This window comes from Sphingomonas sp. (assembly GCF_041661825.1).
Classification (GTDB): Bacteria; Pseudomonadota; Alphaproteobacteria; order Sphingomonadales; family Sphingomonadaceae; genus Sphingomonas.
Genome location: NZ_JBAZTU010000003.1, coordinates 662,756 through 683,018 on the forward strand (window position 1 = coordinate 662,756; position 20,263 = coordinate 683,018).

Annotated in this window: 13 protein-coding genes; all 13 read right to left on the reverse strand. The window is 62.4% G+C overall.

Going from position 1 to position 20,263, the window contains the following annotated elements; translation table 11 throughout:
* Nucleotides 1–12: 12 nt before the first annotated feature.
* The 13 genes from WC729_RS16025 to WC729_RS16085 all read right to left on the reverse strand — a co-directional run bounded on the left by WC729_RS16025 (nt 13) and on the right by WC729_RS16085 (nt 19,906).
* Nucleotides 13–5,472: an FtsK/SpoIIIE domain-containing protein gene (locus tag WC729_RS16025; RefSeq protein ID WP_372854514.1), complete on the reverse strand. Its 5,460-nt coding sequence runs from the start codon at nt 5,470–5,472 to the stop codon at nt 13–15.
* Entirely contained in the window at nt 5,469–7,019 is a 1,551-nt protein-coding gene (locus WC729_RS16030; RefSeq protein WP_372854516.1) for a hypothetical protein, read from the reverse strand. The genes WC729_RS16025 and WC729_RS16030 overlap by 4 nt, the downstream gene beginning before the upstream one ends.
* Nucleotides 7,016–8,779: a hypothetical protein gene (locus WC729_RS16035; protein WP_372854518.1), complete on the reverse strand. Its 1,764-nt coding sequence runs from the start codon at nt 8,777–8,779 to the stop codon at nt 7,016–7,018. Before WC729_RS16035 ends, WC729_RS16030 begins: the two co-directional genes overlap by 4 nt.
* 263 nt (nt 8,780–9,042) lie before the next feature.
* Nucleotides 9,043–9,507: an SRPBCC domain-containing protein gene (locus WC729_RS16040; protein ID WP_372854520.1), complete on the reverse strand. Its 465-nt coding sequence runs from the start codon at nt 9,505–9,507 to the stop codon at nt 9,043–9,045.
* Between the two features lie 174 nt (nt 9,508–9,681).
* The gene (locus tag WC729_RS16045; protein WP_267251936.1) at nt 9,682–10,167 is read right to left on the reverse strand and encodes a MucR family transcriptional regulator; all 486 of its coding nucleotides are present in this window, start codon (nt 10,165–10,167) and stop codon (nt 9,682–9,684) included.
* A gap of 59 nt (nt 10,168–10,226) precedes the next feature.
* Nucleotides 10,227–10,706 (reverse strand): helix-turn-helix domain-containing protein, encoded by a 480-nt coding sequence (locus tag WC729_RS16050; RefSeq protein ID WP_372854522.1) that lies wholly within the window; start codon nt 10,704–10,706, stop codon nt 10,227–10,229.
* Between the two features lie 309 nt (nt 10,707–11,015).
* Complete coding sequence (locus WC729_RS16055; protein ID WP_372854524.1) at nt 11,016–11,504, reverse strand: RNA polymerase sigma factor; 489 nt, start codon at nt 11,502–11,504, stop codon at nt 11,016–11,018.
* 642 nt (nt 11,505–12,146) lie between these two features.
* Nucleotides 12,147–12,833 carry a ZIP family metal transporter gene (locus WC729_RS16060; RefSeq protein WP_372854526.1) on the reverse strand — a complete coding sequence of 229 codons (687 nt, stop codon included), beginning with the start codon at nt 12,831–12,833 and terminating at the stop codon, nt 12,147–12,149.
* Nucleotides 12,834–12,852: 19 nt separating this feature from the next.
* Complete coding sequence (locus tag WC729_RS16065; protein WP_372854528.1) at nt 12,853–13,188, reverse strand: hypothetical protein; 336 nt, start codon at nt 13,186–13,188, stop codon at nt 12,853–12,855.
* 78 nt (nt 13,189–13,266) lie between these two features.
* Entirely contained in the window at nt 13,267–13,752 is a 486-nt protein-coding gene (locus tag WC729_RS16070; protein ID WP_372854530.1) for an SRPBCC family protein, read from the reverse strand.
* Nucleotides 13,745–16,279, reverse strand: a complete 2,535-nt coding sequence (locus tag WC729_RS16075; protein WP_372854532.1) for a heavy metal translocating P-type ATPase — start codon at nt 16,277–16,279, stop codon at nt 13,745–13,747. Before WC729_RS16075 ends, WC729_RS16070 begins: the two co-directional genes overlap by 8 nt.
* The gene (locus tag WC729_RS16080) at nt 16,276–16,632 is read right to left on the reverse strand and encodes a DUF190 domain-containing protein (protein ID WP_130752799.1); all 357 of its coding nucleotides are present in this window, start codon (nt 16,630–16,632) and stop codon (nt 16,276–16,278) included. The genes WC729_RS16075 and WC729_RS16080 overlap by 4 nt, the downstream gene beginning before the upstream one ends.
* A 16-nt stretch (nt 16,633–16,648) precedes the next feature.
* Nucleotides 16,649–19,906 carry an efflux RND transporter permease subunit gene (locus tag WC729_RS16085; RefSeq protein WP_372854534.1) on the reverse strand — a complete coding sequence of 1,086 codons (3,258 nt, stop codon included), beginning with the start codon at nt 19,904–19,906 and terminating at the stop codon, nt 16,649–16,651.
* Nucleotides 19,907–20,263: the final 357 nt, after the last annotated feature.

The window sequence follows — 20,263 nt, forward strand, 5'->3', positions numbered from 1 at the left end:
GGCGCCGTCGGTTCAGCCTGGCCTGGCATCGTTGGCAATGATGGCGTCCACAGCACGTTCGATGTCATCGTCGGACAGGAACGGCGCCTGTGCGTAGATGATCCCCTGTTCTCCCGAGAGGCGCGCTGCCAGGTGGCCCAGCCCGAGCAGCTGCTCGGCACCTTTCACACCCAAGGCAATTTCGGACGTGCCGACGCTTGCGACCTTGAGGATCAGGCGGTTGCCGAGATTGTCGCGCAGCTGCATCGGCATCACATTGGCGTCCGGGCGCTGCGCCGCGAAAATCAGATGGATGCCGGCGGCCCGTGCCTTGACCCCGAGACGCGAGACGTTGGCGGTCACTGCGGCCTTATAGTCCTCGGTCAGCATCCACTCCGCGAATTCGTCATGGACCAGGAATTTGAGCGGCAGCCTGTCTAATGGCCCGGCCTTGGTGTTGAAGGCCCGGATATCGCGCGCGCCATGGGTGCGGAACAGCTCGTAACGGCTTTCCATCTCGGCAACGAGCCCCTCCATTACTTCGATCGCCTGACCTTGCTCAACGATGACCCCGCCCTGCAGGTGAGGAAGTCGCTCCACGGCCGCGTAATCGACGCCCATCTTCGGATCGATCAGGTGGATATGCGCAAGCGCGCTAGAGTTGGTCGCGGCAATGTCCAGCAACAGCGCCTGGATCAGAACCGATTTGCCGCTACCGGTCGCGCCCGCGACCAGCGTGTGCGGTTCGTGCGGTTGCCCGCCAGCGAACGCGCCGCCGAGGTTAAGATAGAGAATGTCGCCGTCGAGCTCCTTCAGGCCTAGAACGAAGGAGGTGTTGACGCCTGCGGCGTTGCGATTGATCTCCCGGCGCGCCCAGACATCCCACAGAGAGACGATCTGACGCTGCGGGCGCGCGACACCTACGACGATTTCGCCAGGCAGAGGAGATATCGAAATCAGCCGCAATCCATGCGTCGTCAGCAATGCCGACTGGCGTGCCTCGATATCCTCGACACGGAGCCGATCGCTTCCCATGAAGCGAATGAGGGCCGCGTTGGGGGTCAGGCGCGTGCCGACGATCTTGGCTTGAAGACTGTAGCCCAGAAGCGCCGTGCGCAGCTTCTGCGCCGTCTGTTCCAGCCAGGCTTGTTCCTCGGCTGAATCCTCATGCGACTTCTCGGCATTGCTCTGAATAAGCGCTTCAAGCGACTTGCCTGTTGGCTTCCGCGCTGTCGTCGTCGGTGTTGCTGGTAGCGCCTCTGCTATCGTGTCCTGCCCAGATGCGAGCGCTGCGGAGCTGGATTCTATTTCAACTTGCTGCTTCTCGGCAGCGGGCGTCGGCGGTGGCGTATCGATGGGCGCGGAGGTTTCAACGGAATGTGCGAGTGGTGACTCTGGCATGGCCGAACCCGGCTGTGGCGGCGTTATCGGCGAAGGCGGTACGGGCATGCCGCCATCGATCTCATCATCGTCCTCATCGTCATCATCGGCGACCGTGATCACCGGTGTCGGCAGCGCAGACTTGGGGTCGACGGAAATCGCCTTGGTCCAGTCGACACGCGGCGCCGGATCACGATAGCTCGGCTTGTCCCACAGGTGGATTTCCCCGAGCGCGCTGCGAATCGGACCGAGCGGAGTCTTGGCCTCATAGGCCTTGATCAGCTGCCGCAGGCCTTCGCGGCTGAAGATCTCCTGCAGGCCATTGGCGATGTCGGTGATCGGCTCCTGCTCACCAAGCGAGCTGCCATCGTCTGCCGGGCCCGAGATCAGAATGTGCGAATAGCCGCGCAGGTCGATCGGAACGGAGCCTCGGCGGATCCCGTCGCGGACGCGCTCGAGAAGCGCGGCTTGACCGAGCGCTGCGGTGCCGTCGAGCAAAAGATCGGCGATGCGGGACAGCCAGAGATCACGGTCGAGGCGGCCAGGATCGCCGAACAGCGCATCGTCCATCCGCGTGACGGTGTGGCGGAGTTGCTGGCGCGACTTTCGTGTCGCTTCGGCAAGGCCCGAAGCGTCGACATATTTTGCCTCGGTCACGATCGCGCGAAGTGTCGCGCCGCCATCAGGCGTTGGTGCGACGGAAAGAGCGAGGATGTCGGCGATCCCCTCCTCGCGCTGGCCGAGCCATTCGGCATAGTCGTCGAGCAGGAACCAGGCGACCGTCGCATTGCCGCCGAGCTCCTCGGCGACAAGCGCACGGCTGAGGATGAGTCCGATCAGTTCGCCTGCCGAAACGCCCCGTTTGGCCGCACGCAGGACAATGTCTCCCGATATGGCGGCGGCATCATCGATCATCCGGCGCGCGAGCGCAGAAAGCTTGTCCTCGGGCAGGCCGAGTGAAAGCTCGGAGAGACGCCGTCGGACTAGCACGTGAAGGATGCGCAGTTCCGACGTCGAGGAGACGACCATGTTCCGGCCGTGAGTGCGCTGCCGCCGGTAGCGAATGACGCTGATGCCCTGAGCGGCGAGCTGCCGCTTGTCGAGCAGGTCGTCATAGGTGGCCACCCATTCGGCAAGGGCATGCACCTCGTCGAACATCGATTTCAATCCATGGTCCTGGAATGATATCTGGCGCGCCGGCAGATAATGTTCGTTCGCGCCGTGCGACTGGCGGCGAATGACCCCAGCGACCGCATCGACATAGGCCCAGCCGGCGTCTGGCTGGCGTGGACATGTCAGGTAGCTGGTCGCCTTGAGCTCGTCCTCGGCTGTCACACGTCGATAGGACCAGCGCGCGGGCACATGTTCGAGCAGGCCGGGATTGGACGCCTCTGCGGGAACCGAGAACCAGGCCTCCCGAGCCTGGCGTGACACGACGTCATGCAGGAAGGCGACATCGATCTCGCGGGTCTTACCATCGCTGTTGCCGGTGCCGCTATCGAGCATGACTCCAATGCGGAGCTTCGACATGAAGTTGCGCGAGGTCTCACTTACCACGACGGCGTCGGGATCACCCTCGGACCTGTCGAGCAACTCGCCATAGACATGGCCGAGCTTGGACCGGTCGCGATGACGAACGAGCACGTTGCAGTGGACCTCATCCTGATCCTGCACCGAACTCAGCGCGTTGACTGTGGCGAGCGGCAGGCCCGCTGCGTCGCAATTGTAGAGCATGATGCTGAGATTCGAGCGCTCGTGCGGCTGCAAGTCGAGGTAGCGCTCGATCAGGCCACGTATCTGTCGGGACGCTTCGGCGGGATCGACATCGGTCGATGCCTCGGACGGGTCACGGACCGGCCTCTCCAGCAACGAGTAGTCGTTGGTCGTGCTGGTCTCGGCGAGGAGGACAGGTTCGGAGCCGTCATATCCGACAGCGATTTCGGGATAGAGCGGGTGTGCGAGTTCTTCGCGCAGGTCCGAAAAGAACAGCCGGGAGTCGCCGAAATTCACCTCGACGTCCGACAGGAGATAATCGACCAGACCGGTCAGCGACCGGGTTTTCACCGCTGTTCCCGCCAGTCGCATTGGATGCCAGGGGGCAATGATTGCCGAAGGCGCAGCTCCCGTCACCATCACCGCGCCGATACCGAGGACTGGCTCCCATAGATCACGGCGGCTGATGTCGCCGCCGGCATGTGCAGTCAGGCTGCGGAGCAGTGCGCCATAGGCTTCGGCCTGTTCCAGCAGGGCAGGAGAGGCGTAGCCCGCGCTTTGCAGCGCTGTCAGGGCCGCAGTGTATTTCTCGACGAATCCTGCCCAGGCGCCTTCGATCACAGCGCCGCCCTCGGCACTGATGCGTCCGGCGCTCACCGCGAGCTTGAGCTGCTTCGGGAAAAGCTTGGCAACATCCTCGCCGGCGTTGGTGCGCGGGACAAGCGAGCCGGCATCCTGGCCGAAGGCAGGCTGCAACGTCCCGACATCGGTGAGGGAAACCGACTGCAGCGCACCCTTATGACTGACCGCGAGCCGAGCAACGTCGGTCCGGACCAACGGCCGCTTGAGCAGACGGGCAAGATCGCTCGGCAGCTCGAGGCCGATGGCGTTGGGCTGCGCCTGCCACACCAGCTGAACGACAGCGCGTTCGCCGCTCGCCCCGGTGCCGACCTCAAGCACGATGTCGAACTTGATCTGCAAGCTGGCGCGCGAGACGGACACGTTCGGCCGATATTTCTTCCGGCGCTTTGCGCGTTCGAGCAGCGCTTCATATTCGAACAGGTACGGCACGTCCCATGTGACGGCCGCGCCCATCAGCGGCTTCAAGCCGCGGTAGCGCAATCCGAAGGCGAGACCGACATCGGCATTGACGTCGAGCCACTGTGCGCGGCTTCGCCGTGAGGATCGAATGGTCAGCTTTCGGGCGTTGCCATAGGGTGTTACTTGACCGAACAGCCGCTCGATCGCGCGCAAGAGTCCCTCAGCGAAATCGCTGCATTCGATCGGGCGCCCGAAGATGAAGCGCTCCCATTTCGCCCGGAGCGCCTTGTCCTGCGCCAGGTCGTCACGATGGTTCTCGAAGAACTCGCGATCATCGTCGCGGGTCTCCTTGAGCGACCGTGTCTTAAGAACCTTGAGGTAATCGACGTCGGCATCGCTCAGCCTGCCCGGCAGCTCGAACTCGAAATAGTTGACCGTCTCCTCGGGGAGCGTCGTCTTTTTCTGCTTCAGCCCGGAAAACAGCTGGAGGATATTTTCGGCCTCCCACTCAAAAGTGGAGAGCGCCTCGGCTTCCTCGCCCCAACCCGGCGCCGCCTCTATAAATCCTTCGATGGTCTCATAGGCCGCGGGTACGATATCCTCTCGGACCTGCTCGAACTGGGAACGAAGCTCCTCACCTTCGATGATCTGACGATTGGACCGCTGCTTGGCCAGTAGGGGCTTTCGATCGGTGACCAGCTTCTCATAGAGCCGCTTCCAGCGGCGGAACTGCTCAAGGTCCTTTTCGCGAAGTCCGAGGAAATAACCGCTGTCGCGCGGAAGATGCAGCGCGGGAAGTGCCCAACCCAGCGCCTCTGTAACCGGTCTGGACTGCTCTTCGATACATTGCCGCGTGAGCGCGACATAATGGGAAATCTGGTGCAGCGTCCAATCGTCGGCCTCGTTGAGCCCACGCAATGCTGCCTTCCAGGCACCGACCTGGCTGGACGGAAGCCCCAGCCCGACGCTAGCGGCGTCAACCCAGGGCTGTGGATCCTCCGTCAGCTGCTTGGCGCCGAGCAACGTCACATCTTGGAGCGACGCACCCTGATCGTCGTCAGTATTGGCAAGCAGCAGCGCCGGCCGGTCACATTCGGCATTGCGGACGGCGACGGTTCGTTCGTCGGTCACGACATGGTCGGGCAAGCCGAAGTCGGCGACCAGGGTCCTTGGGATCGCGATCTTTAGGCGCTGATCGATGGTCGGGTCCTTGAGCAATGCGGCTGTGATCGCAGCGACTTGCTCGCCGGTCAGCCGATCAAGCAGAAAGCGTGCAACGCCGTCATCCCCTGCGATCGCGTCGAGACGTAGTCGCAGCGAAGTAGCGCCCGCGGCGCCGATCAGTTCAGATGGTTTCACGCCGCCTCGGTCCGCTGGAATGGGTTTTCGACATAGGCGCAAGAGTCCGAGAGACGCTTGAGCAATCCGAGGCTCGCCAGCCGCTCTTCGAGCCGCCGCGCGTTATCGGAGAAATCCTCCTGATCGGCATTGCCGCTGGCGATCAGGTCGCGTGCCTGTCCATCACCGATGACGATCCCGTAGCGATCGAACAGAAGCGTCAGGAAGTCCTTGAACTCGAGCCGCTGATCGACACAGGTGACGACCAGTGTCTTAAGCAGGCGATCGGTCGGAGCATAGCGGACCCTGCGGCTGGAGCGGCGCGAAGAAAGGCCGATCGCGCGCGCCCAGGTCGCGTGAACCTTGCCGACATGCTGTTTGTGGCGCGTGACCGCGCGCTCGATGAGCTTGTTGACGAGCTGCTCGGGCTCGCCGGCAATGTCCTCGCTATCGTCTGGATCGGGCCAGTCGAACGCCTTTTTCAGGATCTCGGCAGCGTTGAGCAACGGCTCGTCGGAGGCGATGGCATTTGCCCACTCAGGGGTTTCGGTTGTGGCACGGATGAAGCGTTCGAGCGCCTGCTGCGGGAGCATGTTGTTGTGCTGGTAGGAATCCCCGGACAGATCGCGGACCACTGACTTTTTGGGAGAGACGATTTCGCAGACCATCGTGATCGGATCGCGGTCAAGGACCTCACGCGAGCGGTCGAGCTGATAAAGGATAAGGTTCAGGCCAGTGGCGTAAACCAGGTGCGGGATGGCATCATAGGCCGGGATTGGCAGGGCGAGGATCGCGAGCCAATCTTCGGCCAACCGGTCGAACGCGGGATGTGTCGAGCAAGGCAGGAATGCGCCGCCGCGTTCGGCGCGGGCGAGCTGCGGATCGCCCTGCAGAGCGCGCACCATACCGTCATAGGGTGCGGCGTTCTCCAGAAAGCGCTCGACCAGCAGGGTTCCTAGCTCAGCGGCGCGGCTGCTGCGGCAAAGCATCAGATAGAGGATCTCGCCCGTGCGCGCGAAGAAGCGGCGATCGGTCGAGATGCCCCCTTTAGGGCTGACGCTGATATCTTCGTAAAGGGCGTTCGGACCGAACGGAAAGACGAATTTCGAGCTCCACCGCTTGTTGCTGGTTCCTTCGATCGCGGAGCCCTGGAGGAACTTGACGACGGCCGCGAAGTCCTGAAAATTCTCGAAACGCTCGCGCAGATAGCCGAAATCGGGCTGATCGAGCCCACCCGCGCTCTGCGCCATCTTCTCGAGCCACAATGTCCAGGCCGCTTCATCAGAGCGCGTCTCGGCCTCGACCGTCATGATATGCGGGTTGTTGAAGATGAGATTGCGCAGCTTGAGTTGAACCTGCGGGCGGTAGGACAGGCTGTTGAGGACGTCTTCATTCAGCGCGCGGCCGGCGGCATGCTCGGCGAGCAGCACCGTCAGAAATTCCATGAAGGTTAGCCACGGCGATTGCTCGTCATGGAGACGATGGCCCCAGATCGCTTCATCGACCCAGATTTGCGGACCGGTTTTGTCCTCGAACAGTGCCGGACGGTTGAGAATCTCCATAGTCATGCCCGCACCATCACGCGCCGCTGCGTGGCACGCCCGTCGCTGCCAAGCTCGATAAACCGCAATACCAGCTCACCATCCACGGCCCGATCGTCACCATCAAGCGCACGCCGCTTCTCGGTCTCGCGCAGGAGCCGCGCTTTAAAAGCAAGCAGATCCTCATGGCATTCAAGCGAAAAGCTGCTTGGCAGCGCGCCCTCCGCAACCCGCCCCAGAAACTCGAATCGCGTGGGCGAAAGTGCCAGCGTGACTGGCGGGATTTCATTGCCGCGCACCAGTCGGACCGACACGCAGAAGCCGCCGGCACCGTCGGCGTTCAGGCTAACCTCTTCTCCCGATGCGCGCGGGACCGAGATAAGTTCATCAAGCAGCGGGCTGCGCTTGGACTGCGAGTAGCTTCCCGAGGTAGCCAGCACCAGTTCGTCCTGGTTCTGAACCAGCATGCCCGTGAAGATGCGATTGAGGCCGCGCACGACCTGCCCGAGAGCTTGGCGAGGCAGCGGCTGCTTTGCGGCAAGTTTTTCGGCAACCTCGAGAAAGAGCCCGGCGAAGCGAAACACCGTAAGATCCCAGAGCTGGTAGCTCTCGGCAAGGGTATCGGGGAGCGTGAAGAAGAGCCGTTGACGCTGCGCGCGCAGGGCCGAGAGAAACTGGCTTCGGTCGTTGCCCTCATCGCCTTCGAGATAGGCGCGCTGGGCCTGCGCAAAGGCCGGCGTCGCGCCGTAGATAGGGTCCGATAGTACGAGTTCGGCATAGGGTTCCGCCTGAGCCGGATCGTCAGCGCCATAAACCAGCAGATTATCGACGCGGTTGCTGGTTTCCGCACCGATTCCGAAAAGATTGAGCTTCTTGAACAGCTCAGTTTTCTCGGCCCGACTCTGCTTCAGATTCTCCCCGAAAATGTTGCGATAGACACTCGCTAGGTCAGCGCGACCGCTTTGCTGGATTGCCGGTACGTCAGCGCATGACATCAACCCGTCTCGTGCCGAGGGATGGCCTAGCAAGCTGTTGGCGACAAGGGCTAGGAGCTGGCGTACCGGAAAGTGCCCGCCATTGCGTTCGCTCAGTTCGATCAATGCCGTTAGCCGGCGTTGAAACGGGTCACCATCATCCTCGGCCATGAGCCGGCGCCGGTTTTCAAGGATAGGACAGCTTTGTCCTTCGGCTTGCGATGGACATCCGCCACAGCCACCCCAGCCCTCATGTTGGGTAATGGCTTCGATAATCTCAACGGTCATTTGGGCGGCCGGCGCGCGGCTCAGATCCTTTAGCTGAAGCCGCATTGTAAGGTCGGTCGTCGACCTGGTGACCAGCAAATCCTCAACCACCGTCGCCAGGCGTTTGACGGCCAGAGTGTCGGGGGCGGTCTTGAGCTTTTCGAGAAGCTGGCCATGGTTGGCGGCCAACAAGTAGTAGGTCGAAGAGGTTGGATCGGCGACGTCCCGAGCGACGGCCTCAATCAGCTCGGCACCCTCATGATCCATGAGTTCGCTGAGATCCTTAACGATGATGAGCGTCCGGCCCTCAAATGCAAGCTGCTGGATCTTAGCGCCTTGATTCCAAACCGTATCCCCGCCCCCGAGTGCCAGCCAGACTTCGCGGCAATGGTAAGTCTTGCCGTCACCCGCGGTGCCGGTGATGATCTGCGAACGTGGCGTTTCGCCGCGAAAATTGGCGAGCAAGACGTCAAGAAACTGCGCAGGCAGCGTGATGGGTTTGATCTTGTGCTTCTTCAACGCTCGCTGGATCGACTCGTCATACATATTGTCGTTGGTAGGGATGGGACCATAATTCCGCAGGAATCGCACCCAAGCCGCTGTTAACGATGATCCCGACAAGCCCTGCCCCCTTACACTTCGAAGAACGCTCTACGGCATGACACGGATCTCGCAAAGGATTGACACTCACCTTAGCCAAGCGCGTCGATGTAAGTGACGTTAAAAGAACCAAAATGGACGAAACCGCAGGAAAACTGAGCCAAGGCACAACGCCCCCATCGCTGTCAGCGTGAGAGAAGCCTGACCACCTATTCGATGAAATTGGCAAGGTTCTTGAGCGTCGATTCCATGCCTGCACGATGATCGGCCGCGCTGATTCCCGGTGGCACATTCTCTGCCATGATGCTGACCTTCGTGCCGCCCGTCACCGGCAGTAAGGCAGTCGTGATCGTCATCGTGCCGGCGAACGCAGGATTGTCAGACTCGAACTGGACCTCTTCGACAATCAACTCGTCGGGGATCAGTTCGACGAAACGGCCTTCGAAGATGTCGGCATCAGCTGTCGACTTTCCGCGACCGTGTTCGGTCTCGGGATAGATAAACGCCATTTTGTAGATGCCGTCCGGGCGCGGATCAAACGCGAACACCTTTGCCGACATGCCCTTCGGCGGTCGCCAGGACGCGACCGCTTCCGGGTCCAGAAAGGCTCGGAAAATGGCTCGTTGCGACGCGATGATTGTCCGAGACGCGGTATGGGTTCGTGAGTCGCTCATTTGAGAGGACTTTAGAGAGGGGCGATCACACGCTGCAAGCGTGCGGGATGAGTTTAAGTTGGTGGCTCGAGCAACGAAGTTGGGTCGTCAGATCGGGCGCCCCCAGACCTGCCATCGTGACGAAACCGTATCGCCGGAGGTTTCGGTAGTGCCGCTGCGACCCTCCATCCGCGATCAGGATGCGGTTGCCTTCGGCTTCCGGCCGCGCCGCTTTGGTGCTGATGGCGCCGGCTCGGGGAGCGGCGGCGTTCCCCGCCCCTTCCGTCCAAGCCCGATCTTCTTTGCAAGGCTCCGGCGCTGCTCAGCATAGTTGGGCGAGACCATGGGATAATCTGCAGGAAGCTTCCACTTCGCGCGATAAGCGTCCGGCGTCAGTTGATAATGGGTCATGAGATGCCGCTTGAGCATCTTCAGCCTCTTTCCGTCCTCAAGGCAGACGATGTAGTCCGGCTTGACCGAGGTGCGGACGGAGACCGCCGGCTTCTGCTCTTCCTCCTGCACTGGCGTTGGCCCAGTGCCGAGGCCGGCGAGTGAGCCGTGGACATTGGCAATAAGCACCGGAAGATCACCGACCGCAACGCTGTTATTGGCCACGTGCGCCGAAACAATGTCGGCCGTGAGCGAGAGAAGATCGAGCTTGCTGTCGGTCGTGTCGTTCATGAGCTTCCTTTGTGATGGAAAAGCGTCGCGGCCGAGGCAGCCGGTCTTGGTGAATGATGCTATTTCGAACAAGGGCGTCTTGGCAATGATCGTTCGCCCCAGACCTCTCGTCTCCACTGGAGGGGCGTCGTACCAACTCTGCGGACAAAGGTGTTGGTGAAATGGCTTTGATCGACGAAGCCGCATTCGAGAGCGATCTCTGCCAGCGGGGAATGCGACTGCGCCAGGAGGGTCTGGGCGAGAACAATCCTCTGTCCGATAAACCAGGTGTACGGCGCGATCCCGACCGTGTTCTTGAAAGCCCGGACGAAATAGCTCATGGACAACCGGCAAGCGCGAGCGAGATCCGAGATCACGACGGTTTCCCCGAGCTTCGCGCTCATGGTTTCCTTCGCCAGCCGTTCTTGCCATGATGCCAGGCGAGGCCCCGCGGGCGAGTGGACCGCCCGGCGATCGCCCCTTCCCGTCTGCGCCAAAAGAGACGGCGCGCACTCGCCCTGCCGCGAAACGCGCGCGTTGAGATACTCGCCGGCCTTCAAGCGCGCCTTGCCGCCATCGCGACCCCCGGAGGGACAATGGGCAGGCTACGGACGCGGAACGCGGTCTGATTGCCGTTCCCAATAGTCGCCACGCGTGGGTCATTGACGCCTGGAAAGGGCGCCCGTGTCAGAACACGGCGTGAGGACCCTATTACTCCCTATCGTCCCTGACACTTGGCGGGACGAAAAGGCGGTCCTCCCGGTTCAAATATTTCTTGGAGATAGAGGGGGCTGCGGTGGGGCGGTCGCAGGGGTTCGGAACCTGCGCATCGTCCGCGCGCTGCGGTCAGCGGTCAGATTGCTCCGATGCTAACGTAGCGTGCCGGCGGGAGATGCAGGTTCGCAGGAAGACTCGTTACAAAGCGCGGTCCGCAGATGCCGTTCCGCGCGCGCCAGTTCCTTCTGGACGGTACGTTTGTGGAGCCCGAATTTGGCAGCGATTTCGACCTGCGTCTTCTCGTCGCGCCAGGCCGCCAGGAAGATGTCGCGCCTCTGGGCTGGCAGGGTCTCAAGCGCGTCGAGCACTCGATCCAGAGCAAGCCTTGCGCTCGCCGCGCGCTCGGGATCCGGCGCATCGTCGGTGAGATCAACGACTGCGGCGGCATCGGCGGGCGTGAACAGCATTTCATGACGTCGCCGGTTTTTCGCCAGATTGATGGCCATCCGATAGAGATAAGAGAGTGGATTTCTGACCTCCCCTATGACGGGGCCGCTCTCGAGCTTGAGATAGGCGTCGTGGAGCGCCTCAGTCGCGGCATCTGGCGATCGCAGCGCACCGCTGAGCCTGACGAGCAGCAAATCATATTCTGTTTCGAGCAAAGTACGCAGACGGTCGAGAGACGCGTCCGCGATGTGGGCGGACCGGAACGGGGCGCCGGCAACCGCAAGGCTCCGCCCCACAGATGGACCGCCTGGCCCGCCCTCCCCGCGACGGGGTAAAGTGGCACCATCCTTCACGGGCTTCGTCGGCACAGCCGCCTCGCCATCCGGTCAGGATGGTCCCAGCACTTGCGCCGTGCGCGCCAAAACCCATCGGTCCTGAGAATCCGACCAGCACGAGAGAGCCGCGATATTATGTGCTCATTGGGCATGGAAGCGTCCATCATCTGAGGTAGCGCGACCGGCGGCGTCAGCGCGTGGTCGATCCCCCAATCTGGCTTATGCCCAAACTTGCGAATCAATCGCAACAACATAGCTGCTGTTATCCTTCGACACAACGCGACGGGCCGCCAGACGGACGTATCGGCTGAGAGCATCCGCTTCCCGAAACATGCTTATATTCCATCGCAGTCGAGGCTTTAAGCGCTGCAGGCACGCGGTCCACAAACCGCCGGCTTGACGGAGGGCGAAGACGGCCAGACTATTCTGCGGTGTCGGCACCAGGAAGCCTGTACTCCTACGAAATAGCGCTCGGCAGTGATGATCTGCTGGCGGATCGTCCTAACCAATAATCTCCTCGATGAGCAGCAAGCCCAGAAAGCCGACGAAGAACATCGCGCTGATGAGCGGGCTGTCGGGCCGCTCATGGGCCTCGACCAACAGTTCCTCGGTGACCAGATACAGCAGGGCCATGAGGCCGAAACTCAGGAAGCCCGCGATGACCACGGGCGGAAAGGTAGCGACCGGGGTCGAGACCAGTGCGCCAACCGGAAGGAGCAACGCCAGTCCGAACGTGATGGCGATCACCTTGCGCCTGGAGCGCACCGTCTCCCCGAGTTCGGCTGTCACCGTCAATCCGAGGAACAGCACTTCGAGCGTGAGCGCGATCGTCAACAGAAGGCCAGCTTTGGCACCCGCGATGAATGCCAGCCCGAGCACGAGTCCATCGATGAGAATGTCGATGCCGATCGCGCCCAACATCGCAACCGGCCCCTTGGTCCGCCCTTCCAGGCCTTTCAGCGACAGCATGACAGCGACCCCGAGCGCACCGCCGATGAAGGTCGCCAACGGAGATGCTTCGTGCATGACTTGCGGCAATATTTCCGCGGCGGCGGCCGCGAACACCACGCCAGCGGCAAGATGCTGCATGGCGCTGACGAATCCAGGGCTCGGTTGGCGCCAGCTTGCCCATATCGAGCCCAGGATTACCGCCAGCACCGGAATGAGCGTATATTGCAGCGCCAGCATATTCGTTCTCCTGCGAGCCCTAGATCCGACGACAGGCTTGGGCAGGATGGCCTTGACGGTTGATCGTCATCTGCCCGCCCGTTGCATCGGCCGTGATCCGATCGCCGATATACTGAAGCCCTTGCCCCGGGGCACTGAGCCGTACCGGCTTTCCGCCAGCCGTGCTGCGCATCTCGATGGTCAGGCCATCGGCAAGGAAGTCGACGGTGATTTGCGCACCGTCGTCACATCCATAGATGTGACGCCCGATGATCTGCGGGTTTGTCCCGGCGAAATGATCTTCGTCGTGCGGATTGGACGAGGGTGCCTGGCTGGAGCAGCCTGCCTCGCCCAATATAATCAGGGCTGCGACCACGAGAGAAGCCCCTGAAGGTCTCAAGCGTCGTGGCACCTGCTTCACTGCCGGCCCAATTTCCTTAGACGCGACGAGCACCTAGTGCGACTTCCGTTTGGCAACGCGGCGATCGCCGCGCGAAAGCGGTCGCGCGGCCGGGGAGCCGGGTCTGAGGTAGCGCTCGAGAGCCCGGTCCGATTCCTTCATGCTGCCCAGAATGCGGCCTTTCATCTTGCGCGCAGCCAGAATCGAAACGAGGCCCCAGCAGCGCGTGGTGTGACGGATCTCAGTCCCAGAGGAAACTGCGTCGATCCGATAGGTTTCCTCGAGCATCATCAGGCCCCGCAGCCCTGTCTTCCAACTGATTGCCGCGGGTTTGCGGAAGCGCGTGATCGTCGCAGGCGCCGTCAGGGGCTTGCGCAGCCAGGTGGTGTAGTACGTGTACCCGACCGCGCTACCTTCAGAGGCAACGCCCGACAGGCGGATGAACGGGTGCCACCGCGCAAAGCCGCCAAGGTCGGACACCGCCGTCCACACACGCAGCGGTGACGTCGACAGGCACGTCACATGCTCCACCTCAAACATGATCGCGATCCTTGAAAGCAAGCAGCCGCAGTGCATTGAACACGACGACCAGCGTCGATCCTTCATGCGCAAGGACCGCCGGACCGATGCCGAGCCCAAGGATCGTTGCCGGCAGCAACACAGCGACGACACCAAGGCTCATATAGAGATTCTGCCGGATGATCCGGCTTGTCTGCCGGCTGAGGCCAACCGCGAACGGCAAATGCGCGAGGTCATCCGCCATAAGCGCGACGTCGGCCGTCTCGAGCGCGACATCCGATCCCGCTGCCCCCATGGCGATGCCGACGGTCGCGTTGGCCATGGCCGGCGCATCGTTGACGCCGTCGCCGACCATCGCAACCTTGTCCTGCGCCTTCAGTTTCTTGATGGCTCCGACCTTGTCCTCGGGCATGAGATCGCCCCAGGCCTCATCCAGTCCCACCTGCTTCGCGATCGCGTCGGCGACACGCTGGTTGTCGCCCGAGATCATGATCATGCGGGTAATACCAAGCTCGCGCAGCCGGGCGAGTGTCGCGACGGCAGCGGCACGGGGCGTGTCCATCAGCCCGATCACGCCAAGATAGCGCTCGCCCCTGCGGACGATCATCGTTGTCCGGCCCGTCTCCTCAAGTTTCACACCGGCATCGCGCAGCCCTTCCGGCAACGGAGCACCGTCCACCTCTCCAAATAATTTGGGACTGCCGATGTGAACCGCCTCCCCTTCGACCATCGCCTGGACACCCCGACCCGTGATGCTGCGCAGGTCGGTAGCGGCCGGGATCGCCACCTCGCCGAGCCGCGCACGACCGCCAGAAGCAACGGCGGCGGCGAGCGGATGATCGCTCAGGCTCTCAACGGCGATGGCAATGCGCAGCAAATCCGCTTCGGTGGCGCCGTCGGCGGGAATAACATCGGTAATCTGGGGCCGGCCTTCGGTCAGCGTTCCCGTCTTGTCGAAAGCGATGGCCCGCAGGGTTCCAAGATTCTCGAGCGGCCCTCCTCCTTTGACCAGAACGCCACCGCGCGCGGCCCGCGCAATTCCCGAGAGCACGGCGCTGGGCGTCGCGATCGCGAGTGCGCAGGGACTGGCAGCCACCAGCACCGCCATGGCGCGATAGAAGCTGTCACGGAAGGGTTCGTCGATCACCACCCAGGCAAACAGCAACAGCACGACGAGCGCCAGAACGGCGGGCACGAAGATCCGCTCGAAGCGGTCGGTGAAGCGCTGGGTCGGCGACTTTTGTGCCTCAGCTTCGCCGACCATCTGCACGACCTTGGCAAGCGTCGTGTCCTTGGACAGGCGGGAGACCTGCACCTCGATAGCGCCCGCGCCGTTGATCGTCCCTGCAAAGATCCGATGCGCCGCCGCAACCTTGTCAGGCTGCGCCGCAGCGCCCGCGGGATCATCGACCGGTCGTTTGTCCACCGGCATGCTCTCGCCGGTGACCGGCGCCTGGTTCACGCTCGAGGTGCCGACCACCACGAACCCATCGGCCGGCATGCGTTCATTGGGCTTGACGATCGCGATGTCGCCGACCGCAAGCTCCTCGACAGGGATTTCCCGGGTTTGCCCGTCCCGCCGTACCAGCGCGGTCTGAGGCGCGAGTTCGGCGAGCGCCTCGATGGCACGCTTGGCCCGGCCCATCGCATAATGTTCGAGCGAATGCCCCATGCTGAACAGGAACAGCAGCAGCGCGCCTTCTGCCCAGGCACCCAGCGCGGCTGCGCCGCCGGCGGCAACCAGCATGAGCGTATCGATCTCGAACCGCTTCATGCGCAAATTGTCGATCGCCTCGCGCAGCGTGAAATAGCCGCCCAAGCCATAGGCCAGAATGTAGGCAGCCATCGGTATCCAGGTCGGAGCGTTGGTTAGCTTTTCGACGCCGAAACCGACCGCTGCGAACAGACCGCACAGTATCGCGAAGATGATCTCGGTGTTTGCGCCGAATATCATCCCGCCATGCGCGTGATCATGGCCCTCGCCTTCTTTGCCCGCGCCATGGTCATGCCCCTCATGACCCTTTTCATCGCCATGATCATGGCCGGCATGGGCGCCGGCAGCGTCCGTCGTCGCGGGCGATTGTGGTGCCCTCCCCGGCTCGGCACGGACACCGAGGCCCATTTCCCCGAGCAGACGACGAACATCGCTCTCTGAGATTGCCTCACGGTCGAAGTCCAACCGCACGACGCCAGCAGCGGATGCATCGGCCTCGACGATACCAGGAGTGCGGAGCAGTCGTTCCGCGACGGTCCGCGCGCGGCGCTGGTTGGAGAGCCCTTCGACGTTCCAGCGCAGATGTCCAAATCGCTCTGTGATCTTCGCGCCTTCGCTTTGCGCGAGTTCACGAATACGCGGCAAGGACAGGAAATCCGGGTCGTAATGGACACAAAGCTTTGCCGGTGCATCGCCTTCTGCCGCGACGACATGTGCCTCGCGAACACCCTCCCGCGCGCTCAGATTGGCCACGAGACGTGCCACACAGCCATCGGCCGTGTCATCGACTTCGGGCAAGAGGAGCGGCAATTCCAGGCGCAGTTTTTCGGTCATTGCGCCTCTCCCGGCGTGTCGCTCGGGGCGAAGCTTGCAGCTTCGCCCCCCACGATCTCGACGACTTCCAGGGTCATGAGGCCAATGCCGGTCACATCGGCGAGCGAAGCGACAAAGGCCCGGAGCCGTGCGTCCTCATCCACGATCTCGATAACCAGCGACTGATCATCCTCGAGGACATGACGGCGGTGGACATGTGCTGATCGGCCAAAGCCGACCAATGCCTGAAGCACCGTCACCCCGGCCACTTTCGCGTCACGCGCGCGCGTCGCAACCACTTCGAATACCTTGCGGTCGCCGAAGTAAGCGGCTTCGTCGGTGTAGATGCGCAGCAATTTTGCTTGTTCGTTCATCTTCTTGTCCTCTCTCTCAGGCCGTTGCTGGCGAGGCATTCGGGGTCGCTTCATCGTGCGGTTTTGCAGGCCGGCGACCGATCCGCTCGCCCAAGCCCAATACAACCTTCGAAATGGCAGGCAGCACGAGCAGGGTGAGGATCGTCGCCGCAATCAGACCGCCGATCACGACGGTTGCGAGCGGCTTTTGCACCTCGGCGCCGGTGCCGTGCGCGAGCGCCATCGGTACGAAGCCGATCGCCGGCACGAAGCCCGTCATGATGACGGGCCGCACTTTCTCGAACGTGCCCTCGATGATGGCCCGGCTCAGCTCGACACCCGCCTCCAGCTTCTCCCGGATCGCTGTCATCACGACGAGGCCATTCAGGACCGCGACCCCGGCAAGGCAGATGAATCCGACCGCGGCGGAAACGGAGAAGGAGATGCCGGTCAGCCAGAGGGTGAATACGCCTCCTGCGAGACCAAGGGGCACCGCGAGGAACACCGACGCTGCCCGAGCGAGGCCGCCCAGCGCCATATAGAGCAGGCCGAAAATCGCCAGGAAGCACAGCGGCACGACGATCGCGAGACGCTGCGACGCCGCTTGCAGGTTCTGGAACTGGCCGCCCCACTCCAGATAGGAGCCCGATGGCAAGGCCAGCTTGTCGACCTTGGCCTGGGCCTCGGCGACGAATGACCCGACGTCACGCCCGCGCACATTGGCCTGGATGACCACACGCCGCTTGCCATTTTCGCGGCTGATCTGGTTCAAACCTTCGCTGAACCGGAACTGCGCGACCTGCGAGAGAGGGACGGACCCCCTGTGTCCGCTGGCTTCCTGGGGAAGCAAGACAGGAAGCGCGGCCAGGGCATCGAGGCTTTCGCGCGTGGCCGCCGGTACGCGCACGGTCACCTCGAAGCGCCGATCGCCCTCAAAGAGCAAACCCGCCTCACGCCCGCCCATCGCGGCCGCAACCGTGTCGGCGACTTCCTCGATGGTCAGGCCGTAACGCGCGATCGCCGCACGATCGAACTTCACGTCGAGCGTTGGCGAACCGCTGGTTTGTTCTGCCTTTACGTCCGCAGCGCCGGGAACGGTCTGGAGCGCACGAACGATTTCCTGCGCAGTGACGCCCATCTTGTCGAGATCATCGCCGTACAGCTTGATCGCGACATCGCCACGCACGCCCGCGATCAGCTCGTTGAAGCGGAGCTGGATGGGCTGGCTGACCTCGAAGGCATTGCCAATCTTCGCGCCCGACTTTTCTTCGATCCGCTTGAGCACGTCGGCTTTCGTATTGACGCCGGCAGGCCATTCTTCCTGTGGTTTGAGGATCACAAAGCCATCGGAAATGTTCGGCGGCATCGGGTCGGTCGCTACCTCCGCCGTGCCGGTTTTCGAGAACATGACCTCAACTTCGGGCAGGCTGGTGACCGCCTTTTCGACCTCGCGCTGCATCTCCAGTGACCGCTCAAGCGACACGGACGGCACGCGGGTCGAGGCAAGCGCGACATTCTTCTCGTCGAGCTGGGGGATGAACTCCTGCCCGAGGAAGCCGAAGACCAATGCCGACGCCGCGAAGAAAGCGAAGCCGGCGCCGATGAACGGCCATGGCTTTGCCACCGCCTTATCGAGCAACGGAGCATAGCGCGCCTTGGTCTTGGCGATGATCCAGACCTCTTTTTCCGAGACCTTGCCTCGGATCAGGAGCGCAACCATCGCCGGTACGAAGGTGAGCGCAAGGATGAACGCCGCGACCAATGCGAGCATGATCGTGATGGCCATTGGCGAGAAGGTCTTGCCTTCCACGCCGGTGAACATGAGCAGCGGCGCGAAGGCGAGCAGGATGATGCCCTGGCCGAACACCGTCGGCTTGATCATCTCCTGGGACGCCCGCATCGTCTCTTCGAGACGTTCGCGCAGGTTGAGCAACCGGCCTTCATGCTCCTGGCGGTGGGCAAGCCGCGCCAGGCAGTTTTCAATGATGATCACCGCGCCATCGACGATCAGGCCGAAGTCGAGGGCGCCCAGGCTCATGAGGTTACCCGGCACGCGAAAGGCATTCATGCCGATCGCCATCATCAGGAACGAGAAGGGAATGATGAGGACTGCGATGATCGCCGCGCGGACATTGCCGAGCAGCAGGAACAATGCGGCCGCGACCAGGATCGCGCCTTCGATCAGATTCCTTTGAACCGTGGCGACGGTTGCGTTGACGAGCTTCGATCGGTCGAGGACCGTCGTCACCTTGATCCCTGGCGGCAGCGACTTGCCAATCCCGTCCAGTCTCTCCCCGACATTGCGCGCGACGACGCGGCTATTCTCGCCGATCAGCATCAACGCGGTGCCGATGACGGCTTCATGGCCGTTCTGGCTCGCAGCGCCCGTGCGCAACTCGCCGCCGATCTTCACATTGGCGACGTCCTTGACCGCGATCGGCAAGCCGCCACGGGTCGCGACGATGGCGTCGGCAATTTCGTCGATATCGCGAATGCGCGCGTCCGCGCGGAGCAGGAACGCCTCACCGCCGCGATTGAAGTAGTTGGCGCCGACTGCAAGGTTCGATGCCTCCAGCGCCTTGGCGAGTTCGGAATAGGAGATGCCGTAGGAGGACAATTTCACCGGATCGGGCTCGACGATATATTGCTTGGCGTAGCCGCCAATCGAGTCGATGCCAGCGACGCCCTTTACGGTGCGAAGCTGCGGACGGATGATCCAGTCCTGTACCGTGCGCAGATAAGCGGCACGGCCCACCTCGTCGGTCAGGCGCGCCCCTTCCGGGGTCAGAAAGCTGCCATCCGACTGCCAGCCCGGCTGGCCATTGCGAACGGTCGCGCCTTTCCCGCCGGGATTGGCGAAATCGACCGAATACATCAGCACTTCGCCAAGGCCTGTCGTGACCGGACCAATCTGCGGCTGGACACCTTCGGGAAGCGTATCGCGTGCCTGTGTCAGCCGTTCGCTGACCTGCTGGCGAGCGAAGTAGAGATCGGTCTTGTCGGTGAAGATCGCCGATACCTGGCTGAACCCGTTGCGCGACAGCGAGCGGGTCGTTTCAAGGCCGGGAATGCCAGCCAGGGCAGTCTCGATCGGGAAGGTGACGCGCTTTTCGATTTCAATCGGCGACAGGCCGCGCTCGACGGTGTTGATCTGGACCTGGTTGTTGGTGATGTCCGGCACTGCGTCGATCGGCAGCTTTGTCAGCTGCCACGCGCCAAAGCCGGCGATGACGAGAAAAAGGAGAACGACCGCCCAGCGTGCGCGGACGGATAGCGCCATAAGGTTCGCGATCATGGGTTCATTCCTGGGATCGTGCCCGCTACGTCAGCGGTTGGGGCGTAGGACACGGTGATGTGGGAGACAGCGGCAGCGTCCGCGATCGGCAAGCGCACGGCATATGAACCTGTGCGTGAACCCTTGGGGGCGATCCTGCTCCAGCGCGTGTCGGCGGTTACGTCGGGGCGACCATCTGAAAAACGAGCCACGACGTGCAGATGCCCATGAAGCATGCCAAGGGCCAATGCTGGGCGCCGGACCAGTCCGTGAACCAGAACGGTGTCACCGCCGTCCTCGGCATGGACGCTCCAGATTTTAAGCCATTTGTCGGATCTCGCTTCAGGCGTGATAGCGAGCGCCGGATTATTGGCGCAG

What these genes read in the sequence shown, in the direction of transcription:
- WC729_RS16030 (WP_372854516.1), bottom strand. Translation starts at nt 7,019, where the DNA reads ATGACTATGGAGATTCTCAACCGTCCGGCACTGTTCGAGGACAAAACC.
- WC729_RS16035 (WP_372854518.1), bottom strand. Translation starts at nt 8,779, where the DNA reads ATGTATGACGAGTCGATCCAGCGAGCGTTGAAGAAGCACAAGATCAAA.
- WC729_RS16040 (WP_372854520.1), bottom strand. Translation starts at nt 9,507, where the DNA reads ATGAGCGACTCACGAACCCATACCGCGTCTCGGACAATCATCGCGTCG.
- WC729_RS16045 (WP_267251936.1), bottom strand. Translation starts at nt 10,167, where the DNA reads ATGAACGACACGACCGACAGCAAGCTCGATCTTCTCTCGCTCACGGCC.
- WC729_RS16060 (WP_372854526.1), bottom strand. Translation starts at nt 12,833, where the DNA reads ATGCTGGCGCTGCAATATACGCTCATTCCGGTGCTGGCGGTAATCCTG.
- WC729_RS16070 (WP_372854530.1), bottom strand. Translation starts at nt 13,752, where the DNA reads ATGTTTGAGGTGGAGCATGTGACGTGCCTGTCGACGTCACCGCTGCGT.
- WC729_RS16075 (WP_372854532.1), bottom strand. Translation starts at nt 16,279, where the DNA reads ATGACCGAAAAACTGCGCCTGGAATTGCCGCTCCTCTTGCCCGAAGTC.
- WC729_RS16080 (WP_130752799.1), bottom strand. Translation starts at nt 16,632, where the DNA reads ATGAACGAACAAGCAAAATTGCTGCGCATCTACACCGACGAAGCCGCT.
- WC729_RS16085 (WP_372854534.1), bottom strand. Translation starts at nt 19,906, where the DNA reads ATGATCGCGAACCTTATGGCGCTATCCGTCCGCGCACGCTGGGCGGTC.